Origin of the sequence: Gordonia sp. CNJ-863, assembly GCF_001942325.1 — a bacterium.
GTDB classification, from domain to species: domain Bacteria; phylum Actinomycetota; class Actinomycetes; order Mycobacteriales; family Mycobacteriaceae; genus Gordonia; species Gordonia alkanivorans.
The window spans coordinates 80,422-93,360 of sequence record NZ_MKKG01000004.1; the positions used below are offsets into that span (position 1 = coordinate 80,422).

Below are 12,939 nucleotides of genomic sequence, written 5' to 3' on the forward strand. Positions count from 1 at the left end.
ATCTCTCACCATGACGAAATGGGGGCAGCTGGAGCGTGTTCGCGCGCTGGCAGGTCGGGTGGAGGCATCGGCGCGACGCCGGGCGAGTGAGTCCTCTGTCGGTCGCGCCCTGGGTTCGGGCGAGGTCATCTACCTGATCGCACCGACCGGCTACCCGAACTACGGAGACGAGCTCATCGCACGCACGTGGCTGCGCCGCCTCGCGCGCATCCGCCCCCAGGCAAAGGTGATCCTGGACTGCCACAGTCCGGGATCGGCGAGCGCGCTCATGGGCGACGCCCACCCCGATCTGCGCGTCGTCGACACACTGTGGCAACTCTCGAACCACGCCGCCGAGACCGAACCCGACGCCCCGTGGTCGTGGGTCGGTCGAGCGGTCCTCGATGCCGGGCTGGCGCCACGTCTCACCGCCGGCATCGACCTCCTGCATTCGGCGACCACCATCCACCTGCTCGGCGGCGGATATGTGAACAGCGTGTGGCCGCACCACGTGTCGCTGCTCGTGGCGGCCGCCGCGGTCTCCGGCCGATCGGGGACGAAGGTGGTGGCCACCGGGCAGGGCCTGGTGCCGACGGTCGAGGAACCGGCGTGGACGGCTCTGGTCACGGCGCTGGGCGCGTTCGACATCGTCGACGTGCGCGACACCGCATCGGCGCAGGCGCTGGAGGGTGCGGTCGACGTGCGGCAGTCCGGGGACGATGCCTGGCTCGCGCTGCACCGGCCGCAACCGGCGGTCTACCGCGACGAGGTACCTGCCGAGACACCCGGGCAGGGCGGCGGCGTCGTGCTCTGCTTGCAGTCGGACCTCACCGAGAAGTTCACCGGGCCAAGCGGATCGGGCGTCGAGGCGCTCGCAGCATTCGTCCACGACACTCTCGACGCCTGGGAGGTCCCGGGATCGGCGGTCACTGTCGTCGAAGGAATCCCGGGTCATGACTACGAGGTGCCCTTCCGTCTGGGCTCGCGTCTCGACGGTGCGCGCGTCCTCAACTTTTGCGACGTCTGGTTCGGCGGGCTGCCCGCCGGGCAGGGCAGCACCTGGATCAGCACGCGTTTCCACCCGCACCTCATCGCGGCTGCGGCGGGAGACCCGGGCGTGGCGATCGTGCCGATGCCGGTCTACTACTCGACCAAGCATCGATCCCTCGTCGAGGCCGGATCGGCCTGGAGCGTCGTCGATTCCGGAGACACGATCCCCGATCGCCCCACCGCCGGCGGCTTCGGCACGACGGACCGCACGCGCGCCATCGAAGCCAAGGTCGCCACCGCACTCGACATCTATCCGGTGGCCCCGCTGTTCGCACACCGCGCCTGACACCTCCGACAGCGCGGAATCTGCGCCGGGATCGCCCGATGTGCCCGCTGTTCCGGCATCCGCGGGAGAGGATCACAAAATGACCCGTCGGCCCGCGCGCCCCACTGCCCTACGACTTCTGGTGTGCGGTGTGACCGCCGTGCTCGGCATCGCCGCCTGTTCGCCATCCCAGACGACTTCGGAGTCGTCGAGCACCACCCCGACCTCGGTGTCCGCCGAGAGCGGCGCGGCCTTCCAGCAGGTGCTCGACGACCTCCGATCATCCGGCGGATTCCCCGGCGTCATCGCTCGCGTCATCTCGCCGGCGGGCATCTGGACGGGCACGGCCGGCACTGCTGTCGAGGGCGAGGACCGGCCGATCACCGCCTCCGATCACACCCGCATCGGCTCGCTCACCAAGACGATGACCGCGACGATCCTGCTGCAACTCGTCCAGGACGGGCGGGTCTCGCTCGACGATCCGATCAGCGAGTACGTCCCCGACGCACCCAACGGGAACGCGACCGTCCGTCAGGTCGCGGACATGACCAGCGGCATCCCGTCCTACACCCTGTCCGACGCCTTCACACAGAGGTTCTTCGCCGATCCCGGATACGACTGGCCGCCAACCCAACTCGTCGACACCGCGAGGTCGTTGCCGCCAGCATTCGCACCCGGGGCGGGCTGGCAGTACTCGAACACCAACTACGTTCTGCTAGGGCTGCTCATCGAAAGGGTTCTGCGGCAGCCGATTCGCGACGCCTTCGACGACCGGATCTTCCGTCCCCTGGGCATGAACGATTCGTCGTGGCCGGGCGGGTCCGTCGAGATCCCGGATCCGCACGTCGACGGCGTGACCAGCCAGGGGCAGCCGGCCGGCAAGACGGTCGACTCAACGAACTGGAACCCGTCCTTCGCCTTCACCGCGGGCGCGGTGATCTCGACCCTCGACGATCTGCAGCGGTGGGGTGACGCCTTGTTCACCGGCCGGGGCGTGCTCAATCCTTCGACACAGCAACTGCGGCGCGACTCGATCCTGACGTCTCCCCCGCCGAACACCGCGACCGCCGGCTACGGCATCGGTATCGGCAACCGGGACGGCTGGTGGGGGCATGACGGCGACTTCCCGGGCTTCAACTCGTCGCTGTTCCACGACTACGACTCCGACACGACGATCATCATCCTTGTCAACAGCGACGACGACATCACCGTCGACGGCAAGCAGGAGTCGCCGGTGTCGGCGATTCTCGCCGGTCTGATCTCCGCTCTGCCCTGAACCGCTGCGGCGTAGGGTCGTCGGCATGGCCAGAACCGTTGCGAAAGCCGATGCCGTCGACCGCGAAGCACTGCTGGAGTTCATCCGGCCACGCCACAAGATGATCCTCGGCACCGTCCGATCCAACGGCGGGCCACAGCTGTCCCCGGTCACCGGCGGAGTCGATGCCGACGGTCGGATCGTGATCTCGACCTACCCCGGCCGGGCGAAGGCCGCGAACCTCCGCAACACCCCCGTCGCGAGCGTCGTCGTGCTGTCCGACGAGTTCAACGGCGTCTGGGTCCAGGTCGACGGAGACGCCGAGGTCCTCGACATGCCGGACGCCGAGGATGCCCTCGTCGACTACTTCCGCAGCATTTCCGGAGAGCACCCGGACTGGGACGAGTACCGCGCCGCGATGCGTCTGCAGGGAAAGTCGCTGATCCGCGTCACCCCGACGCACTGGGGACCGATCGCCACCGGCGGATTCCCCGCCGATGTCGCCGCGAAGCTCGACGCGCAGGACGACTGAAGGTAGTCGCTTCAGATGACACATATTTGTGTCATCTCAGTCATGCGCGCACACTGTGATGCATGGCACTCGACGCCCAGCTGACGTTCGCCGATCACATGGCGCGGTTCTGTGCGCGCCGGTACAGCTATCCGCCGATGGTCGGTCGCGTTCTCGGCTATCTGGCGGTGTGCGAGCCGCCCGCCCCGACGATCGCCGAACTGAGCGACGCCCTGCTGGCGAGTCGCTCGGCGATCACCAACGCCATCACGACGTTGGAGTCCGTGGGCCAGGTGAAGCGGTCGCGCGCGGCCGGTGAACGGATGGATCGCATCTCGATCGACATCACGTCGGCACGCGGCCTCGGGATGGACAACGCCGAGTACGAGGAACTGGGGGCGCTCGCACGCGAGGGACTCGAGGTCCTCCGCGACGCCCCGCCGGAACGTCGCGCGGTCCTGAGTGAGATCGCGGCGTTCACCGAGTTCCTCACCAACCGCATCCCGGCCCTGTACGCCGAATGGCAGAAGGAACGCGAGGTGCTCATCGCGGCCGGCGAGATCCCGGCCTCCCCGCCGGAGGGCACACGGTCATGACCCACAGAGAGACCACCGGCGCCGAGATCCTCATCCGCGGACTGGCGAAAAGCTATGGCGAGCACCAGGTTCTGAGCGGTATCGATCTGACTGTTCCAGCCGGTTCGGTGACCGCACTGCTGGGGCCCAACGGTTCGGGCAAGACGACGACGGTGAGCATCGCCTCGACACTGTTCCCCGCCGACTCCGGCAGTGTGACCATCGACGGCCACGACACGGTGACCGATGCCCGCGCGGTGCGATCGATCATCGGAGTCACCGGCCAGTACGTCGCCATCGACGACCTGTTCACCGGCCGCGAGAACCTGACCCTCATGGCAGATCTCCGTCACCTCGGACGTGCGGCCGGCCGGCGGCGCGCAGACGATCTGCTCGAACAGTTCGACCTCACCGGCGCCGCGGACCGGGCGGTGTCGACCTACTCCGGCGGCATGCGCCGCCGCCTCGACCTCGCGATGACCCTCGTGTCCACCCCGCGCGTCATCTTCCTCGACGAGCCGACGACCGGGCTCGACCCGCGAAGCCGACGGGTGTTGTGGGACATCATCACCGGCCTCGCCGGAGACGGGGTCACGATCTTCCTCACCACCCAGTACCTGGAGGAAGCCGACCAGCTCGCCGATCGCATCGCCGTGCTCGATCACGGCCACATCGTCGCCGAAGGCACTGCGGCGGAACTGAAGAAGCGGGTGCACGATTCCGAGGTGCGTCTCACGTTCCCCGACGACGAAGCCTTCGACTCCGCCCGACGGCTGCTCCCCTCCGCACGGCCGATCGTCGAGTCACACCGGCTCGACATCGCCACCGACGACACGGTGTCCACCATCCGCACCACACTCAATCTGCTCGACGCTGCGGACGTGGAGGTTGCCGACGTCCACGTCCACACCCCCACCCTCGACGACGTCTTCTTCGCCCTCACCGGTGCGCCGGCCGAGGAACCCGTCGAGACCGACGCCGACACGTCCGGAGCCGCGTGATGAGCACACTCACCTATGCCGTGTCCGACTCCCGGGTCATGTTGCGCCGCAACCTCCGGCGGCTCGTCAAGTACCCGTCGCTGACCATCATGCTGGTGGGTCTGCCGGTGGTGTTCCTGCTGCTGTTCGTCTTCGTCTTCGGCGGGCAGCTCGGCGCCGGGATGACCACGTCCGGCGGGGCCACCGGGCGCGCCGCATACCTCGACTACGTCGTCCCCGGCATCATCCTGGTGACGATCGCGTCAGCCGTGCAAGGCTCGGCAATCGTCGTCGCGATGGACATGACCTCGGGGATCATCAACCGCTTCCGCACCATGGACATCGGACGGTCATCGGTGCTCGTCGGACATGTCCTGGCCAGCCTCATCCAGGCGCTGTTCAGCATCGCGGTCGTTCTCGCGGTGGCGATCGCCCTCGGCTTCCGCCCCAACGTCGACCCACTCGGGTGGCTCGGAGCCCTGGGCATCACCGGGTTGTTCTCGATTGCCCTGATCTGGCTCGCGATCTACCTGGGCCTCGCCGCGGACACCGTCGAAACCGCAAGCAACTCGCCGATGTTCCTGACGATCATGCCGTTCCTCAGCACGGGTTTCGTTCCCGCCGACTCGTTGCCCGTCGGCGTCAAACAGTTCGCCGAGTACCAGCCGTTCACCCCGGTGATCGAGGTTCTCCGAGGAGCCCTCACCGCCGCAACGGTTTCCACGAGCAGTGTGATCGCCGCGATCGCCTGGAGCCTGGGGATCGGCGCGGTATCGTACGGACTCGCCCTGCGCACCTACGAACGCCGGGCCATCACCTCCTAGCCGATGACCGGACACTCATGATCATGATCCCGGAGTGGTTGCCCGACGACCTGATCGCCGCCGCGATCGAGACCGTCGGCGCGACGAGATCTACTTCAGCGATAGGGGTCAGTGACCTCACGCAGGCGCATCAACGACTTCTCCAGAGCCGCGAAGTCGTCGGCACCCAGGTGATCGCGCCACTCCTGTTCGATGGCCTCGACCTCCCGCGCCGCGATCTCACACAGCTCGACGCCACGGTCGCTGAGAGTCACCAGCCGGGCCCGGCGGTCCGACGGGTCGGGGACGCGGACGAGGTATCCCGCGGCTTCGAGCTGGTCAACGATGCCACCGGCGGTCTGCTTGGTGACGCCCGCCTGCTCGGCGAGGTCGGTCAGCCGCATCGGCTCGGGCGCGAGCCGTTGCACCACGCGACTCTGCGCGAGGGTGATGTCGTCGGCCCCGACGGCGGCGAGCCGTGCCATGACCCGCCGTTCGATGGACCGGTGGGCCACGAACATCAGGACGCCTAGGGCCGGTCGTTCGTCGGTCACGCCGTTGACGTTAGTACGGATTCCTGACTAATATGGTCAGGCACCCTGACTAATTCGGAACGGGAGCCCGTCATGGACAGTGACACCCTGTGGAAGCACATCGACGAGCAGCGGATCGACCTCGCCGCACTGATCGAATCCCTGTCCGAAGAACAACTCGCGACACCGTCGCTCTGTGCCGGATGGACGGTCCGCGACGTTGCAGTGCATCTCACCCAATCACACGCGGGCGCCCGCCAGGTCATCCCGGCAGCCGTTCGGTACGGCTTCCGGTTCAACACGATGATCCGCGAGATGGCCGTCCGCGATCAGACACCACCGCGCGAGGCCGCGGACAAACTCCGCGCGATGGTCGGCTCACGACGTCACCCGTTCGCGACCAACGAGCGGGCGCCCCTCATCGATTCCCTCCTCCACGGCCAGGACATCGCCGTTCCGCTCGGGATCGATCGACCGATGCCGGTCGACGCCGCCGCGGCCGCGGCACAGGAGATCTGGGATGTCGCCTTCCCGTTCTTCGCCCGACGCCGCAACCGCGGGCTCCGGTTCGAGGCCACCGACGTCGACTTCGCAGCCGGGTCGGGTCAGGTCGTCGAGGCTCCGATCCGCGACATCCTGATGTGCTTCAGCGGGCGCGTCCCGGCGAGTGCACCTCAGCCGTCCGATGGTTCGGACTCCGGTTCGCGCGCGGGCTGACTCCAGCTCGCCAGGATCGCGATCGCTTGGCGGGACGACGATCCCGGCTCGGTCGTGTAGATGTAGAGGGCCTGTTCGTTGTCTCCGGGCAACTCGAAGGTCTCGTAATCGACGGTGAGGTCGCCGACGACCGGGTGGACGAGTCGCTTCGAACCGAAGGTCCGCTGGTGGACCTGATGTTCCGACCACCACCGCCGGAACTCCGGACTCGACACCGACAGCTCCCCGACCAGTTCGATGAGGTCGCGATCCTCCGGCGCGCGTCCGGCCTCGAGCCGGAGCGCCTCTACTGCGTTGCGGGCCTGCACCTCCCAGTCCACGAAGAGGCTGCGCGCGTCGTCGGAGAGCAGCATCCAGCGGGCGTAGTTCCGTTCGCGTCCGGGCATGCGCTCGAAGTCGGCGAACAACGCACACGCCATCCGGTTGGCCGCCAGCACTTCGGTCCGGCGGCCGAGGACCAGCGCGGGATGCGCGTCGAGTGAGTCGAGCAACCGGCGCAGTCCGGGTCGCACGCGCTGCACCGCTGAACGCGACCGTACAGCCGCCCGCGAAGTCCGCGTCGCCGAGACGAGGTCATGCAGGTGGGTACGCCCCACGTCGTCGAGCCCGAGGGCACGCGCGACCGCGTCGATGACCTGCGTCGACGGGACGATGCGCCGGCCCTGCTCGAGACGCGTGTAGTAGTCGGTGGACACCCCGGCGAGCACGGCCACCTCTTCGCGCCGCAGTCCCTTGACGCGGCGAACCCGCCCGTCATCGGGGAGGCCGGCCTGTTGCGGATCGCGCGCGGCCCGAGCACGGCGGAGGAAATCCGCGAGTTCTCGATTCAGATCGGCCATGACCACATCATGCGCGTCCGGTGCGGACCGTGCCTGGGTCTCTCAATCCCAGGTTGCGCGGTCCTGGGTTCGACGTGATCAGTTATGACGTCCCACAGGGCCTTTCGCGGCGCGATTCTGGTGCCACCGGTTCGAGAGACGAGCCGGAGCACACAGGAGGCAATCATGAGCTACCCCACCGATCGTCCGGCCACCTGGTTCGTCACCGGCGCCTCGCGCGGCCTCGGCCTGGAGCTGGTCACGCAACTGCTGCAGCGCGGTGACAACGTCGCCGCCACCACACGCTCGACGGATCGACTGACCGAGGCCCTCGCCGGCATCGACACGAGTCACTTTCTCCCCCTGCAGGTGTCGCTCGCCGACGAAGCCGAGGTCACCGCTGCGGTCGCGGCCACGCACGATCGGTTCGGCGGCATCGACGTGGTGGTCAACAATGCGGGCTACGGCTTCCTCGCCGCAGTCGAGGAGGTCACCGACGCCGAGGCCCGCGACATGTTCGACGTTCAGATCTTCGGGGTCTGGAACGTGCTGCGGGCAACGCTCCCCCAGATGCGGGCACGCCGCGGTGGCCACATCATCAACGTGTCGTCGATCCTCGGCCTGACCACGTTCCCCGGTTGGGGCCTGTACAGCGCAGGCAAGTTCGCACTGGAGGGCCTCACCGAGTCGCTCGCCGCCGAGATCGCCGACTTCGACATTTCGGTCAACCTGATCGAACCCGGGTACCTGCGGACCGACTTCCTGCGTGCCACCTCGCTGGGTCTGCCCGAGTCCACGGTCGACGCCTATCCCGCCATCCGCGAGATGACCCGGGCACACCAGGCCATGCCCGGCACCCAGCTGGGCGATCCGGTCCGCGCCGCGGCGGCCATCATCACCGTCGCCGTGGAGGGCGACGCGCCGCTGCACCAGCTCCTGGGTTCGGACTCACTCGAGTTCGCCGACGCCCGGCTGAACACTCTCCGGGCAGAGTTCGACGCCGCGAAGGACCTCGCGGTGACCTCGGATCACCAGGGCTGAGTCCATGGGACTTCGTTTCGGTGATGCGACCTCGACCGAGGACGCATCACCGAAATACTGTCTGCCGGCGAGCAGGCGTGGTGATCAGCTCGCCACGGCGTACTCCCACGCGTCGGCTCTGCGGTTGTAGGCGACCCGGATGATGACTCCGGGATCGAGTTGCGCGGCCAGCACCAGCGTCGGCACCAGCAGCTCGAGGGCGTATGCCGCAACCGGGTCCGCCGGCTCTTCGGGCACGACATCGGACCTGAGCAGATCGGCCCATCCTGCGGACTCCAGATATCCGAAGGCGGCCGCCACCAGATCCTCGACGGTCAGGTCGAGGTCGCGGACCATGATCGTCGTGGTGGCCTGGTGAGAGTTGAGTCCGCCGAACGCGCGGTCGCATCCGCAGGTCCGGGAATCGCACACCACCGACGGCAGCACGATCTCGCCCTCGACGGCGTGGCAGAAGTCATCCTCTCGGGTGGCACCGGAGGAGGTGGCGGTCAGGACTTTCATGAGCGACTCCCGTGTGTCGATCCACCTCGCAGAACACGAGGCCCACGCCGCCCGGCGTGGTGCGATCCACTGTGACGACGGACCCCGACGAGAAGCGTCGTGGCCGACGACGCCATCCACAGCCCGGCGGCATCCACAGGCGCCGGGGCTACCCCGCCAGCACAGGTCCGAGTCGTCGGGCGAGGTCGCCGAGTCCGTGGGATGACGACGAGACCCTGGGACGACGCGATCCTTGGAGAAGTTCTCGATGTCATGGGTTTCCGGGTGGAGTGGGGCCTGAAATCGTCGTAGCGCATCGAAACACTCACGGCGACGCCGGGATTGAGGCGTCCGCCGCTGAGGAGGTCGACGGAGTCTCTGCAGTGGTTCACCGCGCTGTGCCGGACAGCTGGTGTCATCGGCGAAACCGAACGCCACGCCGCGAATCATCGCGCACGAAAGTTGAACCAGGTCGGTACCGCTGGCGTCGCGTCTATAGTCGGGGTTCACACGGACTCGACCGAATGGATCGCCATGTCGACAACAGTCGCCGAGAGGATCGTCGAAGAGCTCGATCGTTCCGGAGTGCAGCGTGTATACGGGCTTCCGGGCGATTCCCTCAACGGTCTCACCGACGCCCTACGCAGCGCCGAGGCCATCACCTGGGAGCATGTCCGCCACGAGGAAGCCGCTGCTTTCGCTGCCTCCGCCGAGGCTGCTCTCACCGGCGAACTCGCGGTCTGCGTGGGCAGTTGCGGTCCCGGCAACCTCCACCTGATCAACGGACTCTTCGACGCCCATCGCAGCCGCGTCCCGGTGCTCGCCATCGCCGCCCACATCCCCGGCCCCGAGATCGGCAGCGGTTACTTCCAGGAGACCCACCCCGAACAGCTCTTCCGTGAGTGCAGCGCATTCTGCGAGATGGTCAGCACCCCCGACCAGATGCCGCGACTGCTCGATGTGGCGTTGCGGACCGCGGTCGAGCGACGCGACGTGGCGGTGCTCGTGATCCCCGGCGAGCTGTTCCTCAAGCCGTGCCCCAAACGCCGTGCGGGAGCCCCGATCCGGCAGGTTCGGCGCGTCGTGCGGCCCACCGATGCCGACCTGACGCGCACCGCGGACACCCTGAACGCCGCCCAGCGCGTCACCATCCTCGCGGGCGCCGGCGTGCAGGGCGCCCACGATGAGGTCGTCGAACTGGCCCGCACACTACAAGCACCGGTCGTGCATGCGTTGCGCGGCAAGGAGTTCATCGAGTACGACAATCCCTACGACGTCGGAATGACCGGGCTGCTGGGCTTTTCGTCGGGCTATCGCGCAATCGAGAAATGCGACACCCTGCTGATGCTGGGCACCGACTTCCCGTACGAGCAGTTCTACCCGTCGAAGGCGACCATCATCCAGGTCGACATCCGCGGCGAGCAGATCGGCCGCCGGTGCCCGGTCGACGTACCGCTGGTCGGAGACGTCGGCGACACCGTGCGCGCGTTGATCCCGCTGGTCTCGACCGGCCGCGATCCGGAACACCTGACGTCCTCTCTCGCGCACTACACCAAGGCGCGTCGACGTCTGGACGAACTGGCCGACAACGACCGCAACCGGGCACCCATCCACCCGCAGTACCTCACCCGGCTGATCAGTGAGAAGGCCGGTGCGGATGCCGTGTTCATCCCCGACGTCGGCTCCCCGGTCGTGTGGGCGGCGCGCTATCTGGTGATGAACGGCGCCCGCCGCCTGATCGGTTCGTTCACCCATGGGTCGATGGCGAATGCGGTCTCGCAGGCCATCGGTGCGCAGACCGCCTTCCCCGGGCGCCAGGTCATCGCACTCGCCGGCGACGGCGGACTCGCGATGCTGCTCGGCGAGCTGTTGACCATCACCCAGAACAAACTGCCGGTGAAGATCGTCGTCTACAACAACTCCTCACTGAACTTCGTCGAGGTGGAGATGAAAGCGGCCGGGTTCGTCAACTACGGGACAGATCTGGAGAACCCCGACTTCGCGAAACTCGCCGAGGCCGTCGGGATACGCGGACGCAAGGTCGAGCAGCCCGACGATCTCGCCGGGGCCATCGACGAATTCCTGGCCCACGACGGACCGGCGCTACTCGATGTCACAACCGCCCGCCAGGAGCTCTCGATCCCGCCGACGGTAACTGCCGCCCAGGCCAAGGGATTCACGCTCTACGCCCTCCGCACCGTGTTGTCGGGCCGGGGCGACGAGCTGGTCGATCTCGCCGAGACCAACGTGTTCCGGCGACTGTTCGACTGACTGCCACCAGTTCTGGATACTCGGCAGGCCGTCTCAGTTCAGGTAGGCAGCATTCAGCAACACCGAGGCAATGGCGAGTTCGGCGGGTGACGCCTCCTGCAGATCGATGACCTGCCGTAGTTGTGGGCGTGGTGCATCGACGGACAACGGTTCGAGTTGTCCGTGGATGGCGTCACGAATGTCGGTGAGGACTTCGCGGAACCGTCCGGCTATGTCGGGTCGCCGGTTGATGCGTTCGGGGTTGGGTGGCGCCCCTGGTTCGGCGTTCAACTGCCAGACACATCTGCCTTCGTCGGCGCCGTCGGCGATCATCCGGGTCGAGTATTGACCGGGTTGGTCACCGACCATGTGGTGGTGGCGGGTGCAGGCCGGAGTGAGATTGTCGATGTCGGTGAATCCGCCATCACCCCAATCGGTGTGGGCGTGATGCATTTCCACGTGTGTGGTGGGCATGTCGCAGTCCGGGTTGGAGCACATCTCGCCGTCAGGTCTGGCAAACGAGACGAGCCGCTGTTCCATGGTGGCGAGTCGTTTGCCGCGTCCGAAGTACAGCGGGACCGCGGTGGCGTCTCTGAACACCGCCAACCAGGGCTGCACGTCGGCGCCGATGGCGATGAGGTCTGCGATGGGGATCAGGGTGCCGTCGGCGCTGGTGGCGGACCCGGTTTCGCGGATGAGGTCGTCGAGCTCGGCTTTGGCGATCAGCTGGACCGGCAGGCCTCGGTGGGTCTTGCCGAGCATTCCGTCGTCGAACACCGCTTCCAGCAGTGCGTTGAGGGCGTCGTGATTGCGCTGTGCGGGGGTGCGGTGGTCGCGGTCGGCTGCTGCCGCGACCACCTCGGGGTCGGCGTCCTCGATCGAACCGCACGGCGATTCGGGATCGGTGGGGTTGTTCATGCCCGGTCGGGCCCAGACGGCCAGGAAAGTCATGATCCGCGCCCGCGCCAGAGGGGTGAGGTTGGCGATGAGTTTGGAGGTCCCGTCGGCGCGTTGCCGGTTCACCTGCAGGTTGCGGCGGCGTACGCGGTCGTCGTGGTCGGTGAGGGTTCCGTCGGGGTCGAGGTGTGCCAGCAGTCGGGCACCGACCTGACCGATCTCGGCGGGCGTGAGCGTGGCGGCGTATTCGGCCAGGGTTTGCTCGGCGGCGGCGCGCACATCGTGTGGGACGGCATGTGGGATCTGGTCCACGACGTCCATCACCGCATGAACGTGGGCAGACCCCACCCGGCCGTCGGCCAATTCTCGGGCGAGCGTCGGCAGCTCGGGTTCGAGTGGTTGTCCGGTGGTGAGGTCGGTGTAGGTGGCGGTGGCTTTCACCTCGGCGTGGCGTCGGCCGGGGAAGGCGATCCGCAGGCGGTGTTGCATGTACTGGATGATGCTGCGGTGACCGGTCTTTCGGGCCAGGCTGCGGTTCTCGACCTCGACGATCTGCTGGTTGCCGGCGTAGGTCAGGCGGGCGATCAGACGCTCGTTCTCGGCGGCCACCTGGTCGACCTCGACATCGGACAATCGAGAGAGGTCAACATTCTGCAACCGGTCGGTGAGGGCGTGCATCTGCTCGATGATCGCGACCGCGTCAGAGGGTGCCGGGTCGGCGGCGTCGACAGTTGCAGCAACGGCCACGACGGTCACCCCCCAAGATTCCGCGGTTCGAATGCATG

At 67.3% G+C, this 12,939-nt stretch carries 13 protein-coding genes and 1 pseudogene; 9 read left to right on the plus strand and 5 right to left on the minus strand.

Going from position 1 to position 12,939, the window contains the following annotated elements:
* Nucleotides 1-10: 10 nt before the first annotated feature.
* From BJF87_RS02380 to BJF87_RS02405, 6 genes are all read left to right on the plus strand, one after another.
* Complete coding sequence (locus BJF87_RS02380) at nt 11-1,315, plus strand: polysaccharide pyruvyl transferase family protein (protein WP_006360887.1); 1,305 nt, start codon at nt 11-13, stop codon at nt 1,313-1,315.
* A gap of 79 nt (nt 1,316-1,394) precedes the next feature.
* A complete protein-coding gene (locus BJF87_RS02385) occupies nt 1,395-2,570 on the plus strand; it encodes a serine hydrolase (protein ID WP_006360886.1) in 1,176 nt (391 codons plus the stop codon).
* Nucleotides 2,571-2,595: 25 nt separating this feature from the next.
* On the plus strand, nt 2,596-3,081 hold the full coding sequence (locus BJF87_RS02390) for a PPOX class F420-dependent oxidoreductase (protein WP_075862576.1): 486 nt from the start codon (nt 2,596-2,598) through the stop codon (nt 3,079-3,081).
* Between the two features lie 62 nt (nt 3,082-3,143).
* Nucleotides 3,144-3,656, plus strand: coding sequence for a GbsR/MarR family transcriptional regulator (locus BJF87_RS02395; RefSeq protein ID WP_006360884.1), 513 nt, complete (start codon nt 3,144-3,146; stop codon nt 3,654-3,656).
* The gene (locus BJF87_RS02400; RefSeq protein ID WP_006360883.1) at nt 3,653-4,636 is read left to right on the plus strand and encodes a daunorubicin resistance protein DrrA family ABC transporter ATP-binding protein; all 984 of its coding nucleotides are present in this window, start codon (nt 3,653-3,655) and stop codon (nt 4,634-4,636) included. The genes BJF87_RS02395 and BJF87_RS02400 overlap by 4 nt, the downstream gene beginning before the upstream one ends.
* Nucleotides 4,636-5,439, plus strand: a complete 804-nt coding sequence (locus BJF87_RS02405) for an ABC transporter permease (RefSeq protein ID WP_035752275.1) — start codon at nt 4,636-4,638, stop codon at nt 5,437-5,439. Before BJF87_RS02400 ends, BJF87_RS02405 begins: the two co-directional genes overlap by 1 nt.
* Nucleotides 5,440-5,534: 95 nt before the next feature.
* Here the strand turns inward: BJF87_RS02405 and BJF87_RS02410 are convergent, their stop codons facing one another.
* On the minus strand, nt 5,535-5,972 hold the full coding sequence (locus tag BJF87_RS02410; protein ID WP_006360881.1) for a MarR family winged helix-turn-helix transcriptional regulator: 438 nt from the start codon (nt 5,970-5,972) through the stop codon (nt 5,535-5,537).
* A gap of 72 nt (nt 5,973-6,044) precedes the next feature.
* On the opposite strand from BJF87_RS02410, the gene BJF87_RS02415 reads away from it, so the two are divergent.
* The gene (locus tag BJF87_RS02415) at nt 6,045-6,668 is read left to right on the plus strand and encodes a maleylpyruvate isomerase family mycothiol-dependent enzyme (protein ID WP_006360880.1); all 624 of its coding nucleotides are present in this window, start codon (nt 6,045-6,047) and stop codon (nt 6,666-6,668) included.
* Here BJF87_RS02415 and BJF87_RS02420 read toward each other — a convergent pair.
* Nucleotides 6,626-7,507 (minus strand): helix-turn-helix transcriptional regulator, encoded by an 882-nt coding sequence (locus tag BJF87_RS02420; RefSeq protein ID WP_035752272.1) that lies wholly within the window; start codon nt 7,505-7,507, stop codon nt 6,626-6,628. The two genes, BJF87_RS02415 and BJF87_RS02420, sit on opposite strands and share 43 nt — an antisense overlap.
* 165 nt (nt 7,508-7,672) lie before the next feature.
* Between BJF87_RS02420 and BJF87_RS02425 the strand changes: the two genes are divergently transcribed.
* On the plus strand, nt 7,673-8,527 hold the full coding sequence (locus BJF87_RS02425; RefSeq protein ID WP_006360878.1) for an SDR family NAD(P)-dependent oxidoreductase: 855 nt from the start codon (nt 7,673-7,675) through the stop codon (nt 8,525-8,527).
* Between the two features lie 84 nt (nt 8,528-8,611).
* Here the strand turns inward: BJF87_RS02425 and BJF87_RS02430 are convergent, their stop codons facing one another.
* The gene (locus BJF87_RS02430) at nt 8,612-9,028 is read right to left on the minus strand and encodes a hypothetical protein (RefSeq protein ID WP_006360877.1); all 417 of its coding nucleotides are present in this window, start codon (nt 9,026-9,028) and stop codon (nt 8,612-8,614) included.
* Between the two features lie 219 nt (nt 9,029-9,247).
* A pseudogene (locus tag BJF87_RS26525) lies at nt 9,248-9,381 on the minus strand (LLM class flavin-dependent oxidoreductase); the annotation flags it as partial.
* Nucleotides 9,382-9,541: 160 nt separating this feature from the next.
* Here BJF87_RS26525 and poxB point away from each other — a divergent pair.
* Entirely contained in the window at nt 9,542-11,278 is a 1,737-nt protein-coding gene (gene poxB, locus BJF87_RS02435; protein ID WP_006360876.1) for a ubiquinone-dependent pyruvate dehydrogenase, read from the plus strand.
* Between the two features lie 33 nt (nt 11,279-11,311).
* On the opposite strand, the gene BJF87_RS02440 is transcribed toward poxB, so the two are convergent.
* Nucleotides 11,312-12,910 carry an HNH endonuclease signature motif containing protein gene (locus BJF87_RS02440; protein ID WP_006360875.1) on the minus strand — a complete coding sequence of 533 codons (1,599 nt, stop codon included), beginning with the start codon at nt 12,908-12,910 and terminating at the stop codon, nt 11,312-11,314.
* Nucleotides 12,911-12,939 lie beyond the last annotated feature (29 nt).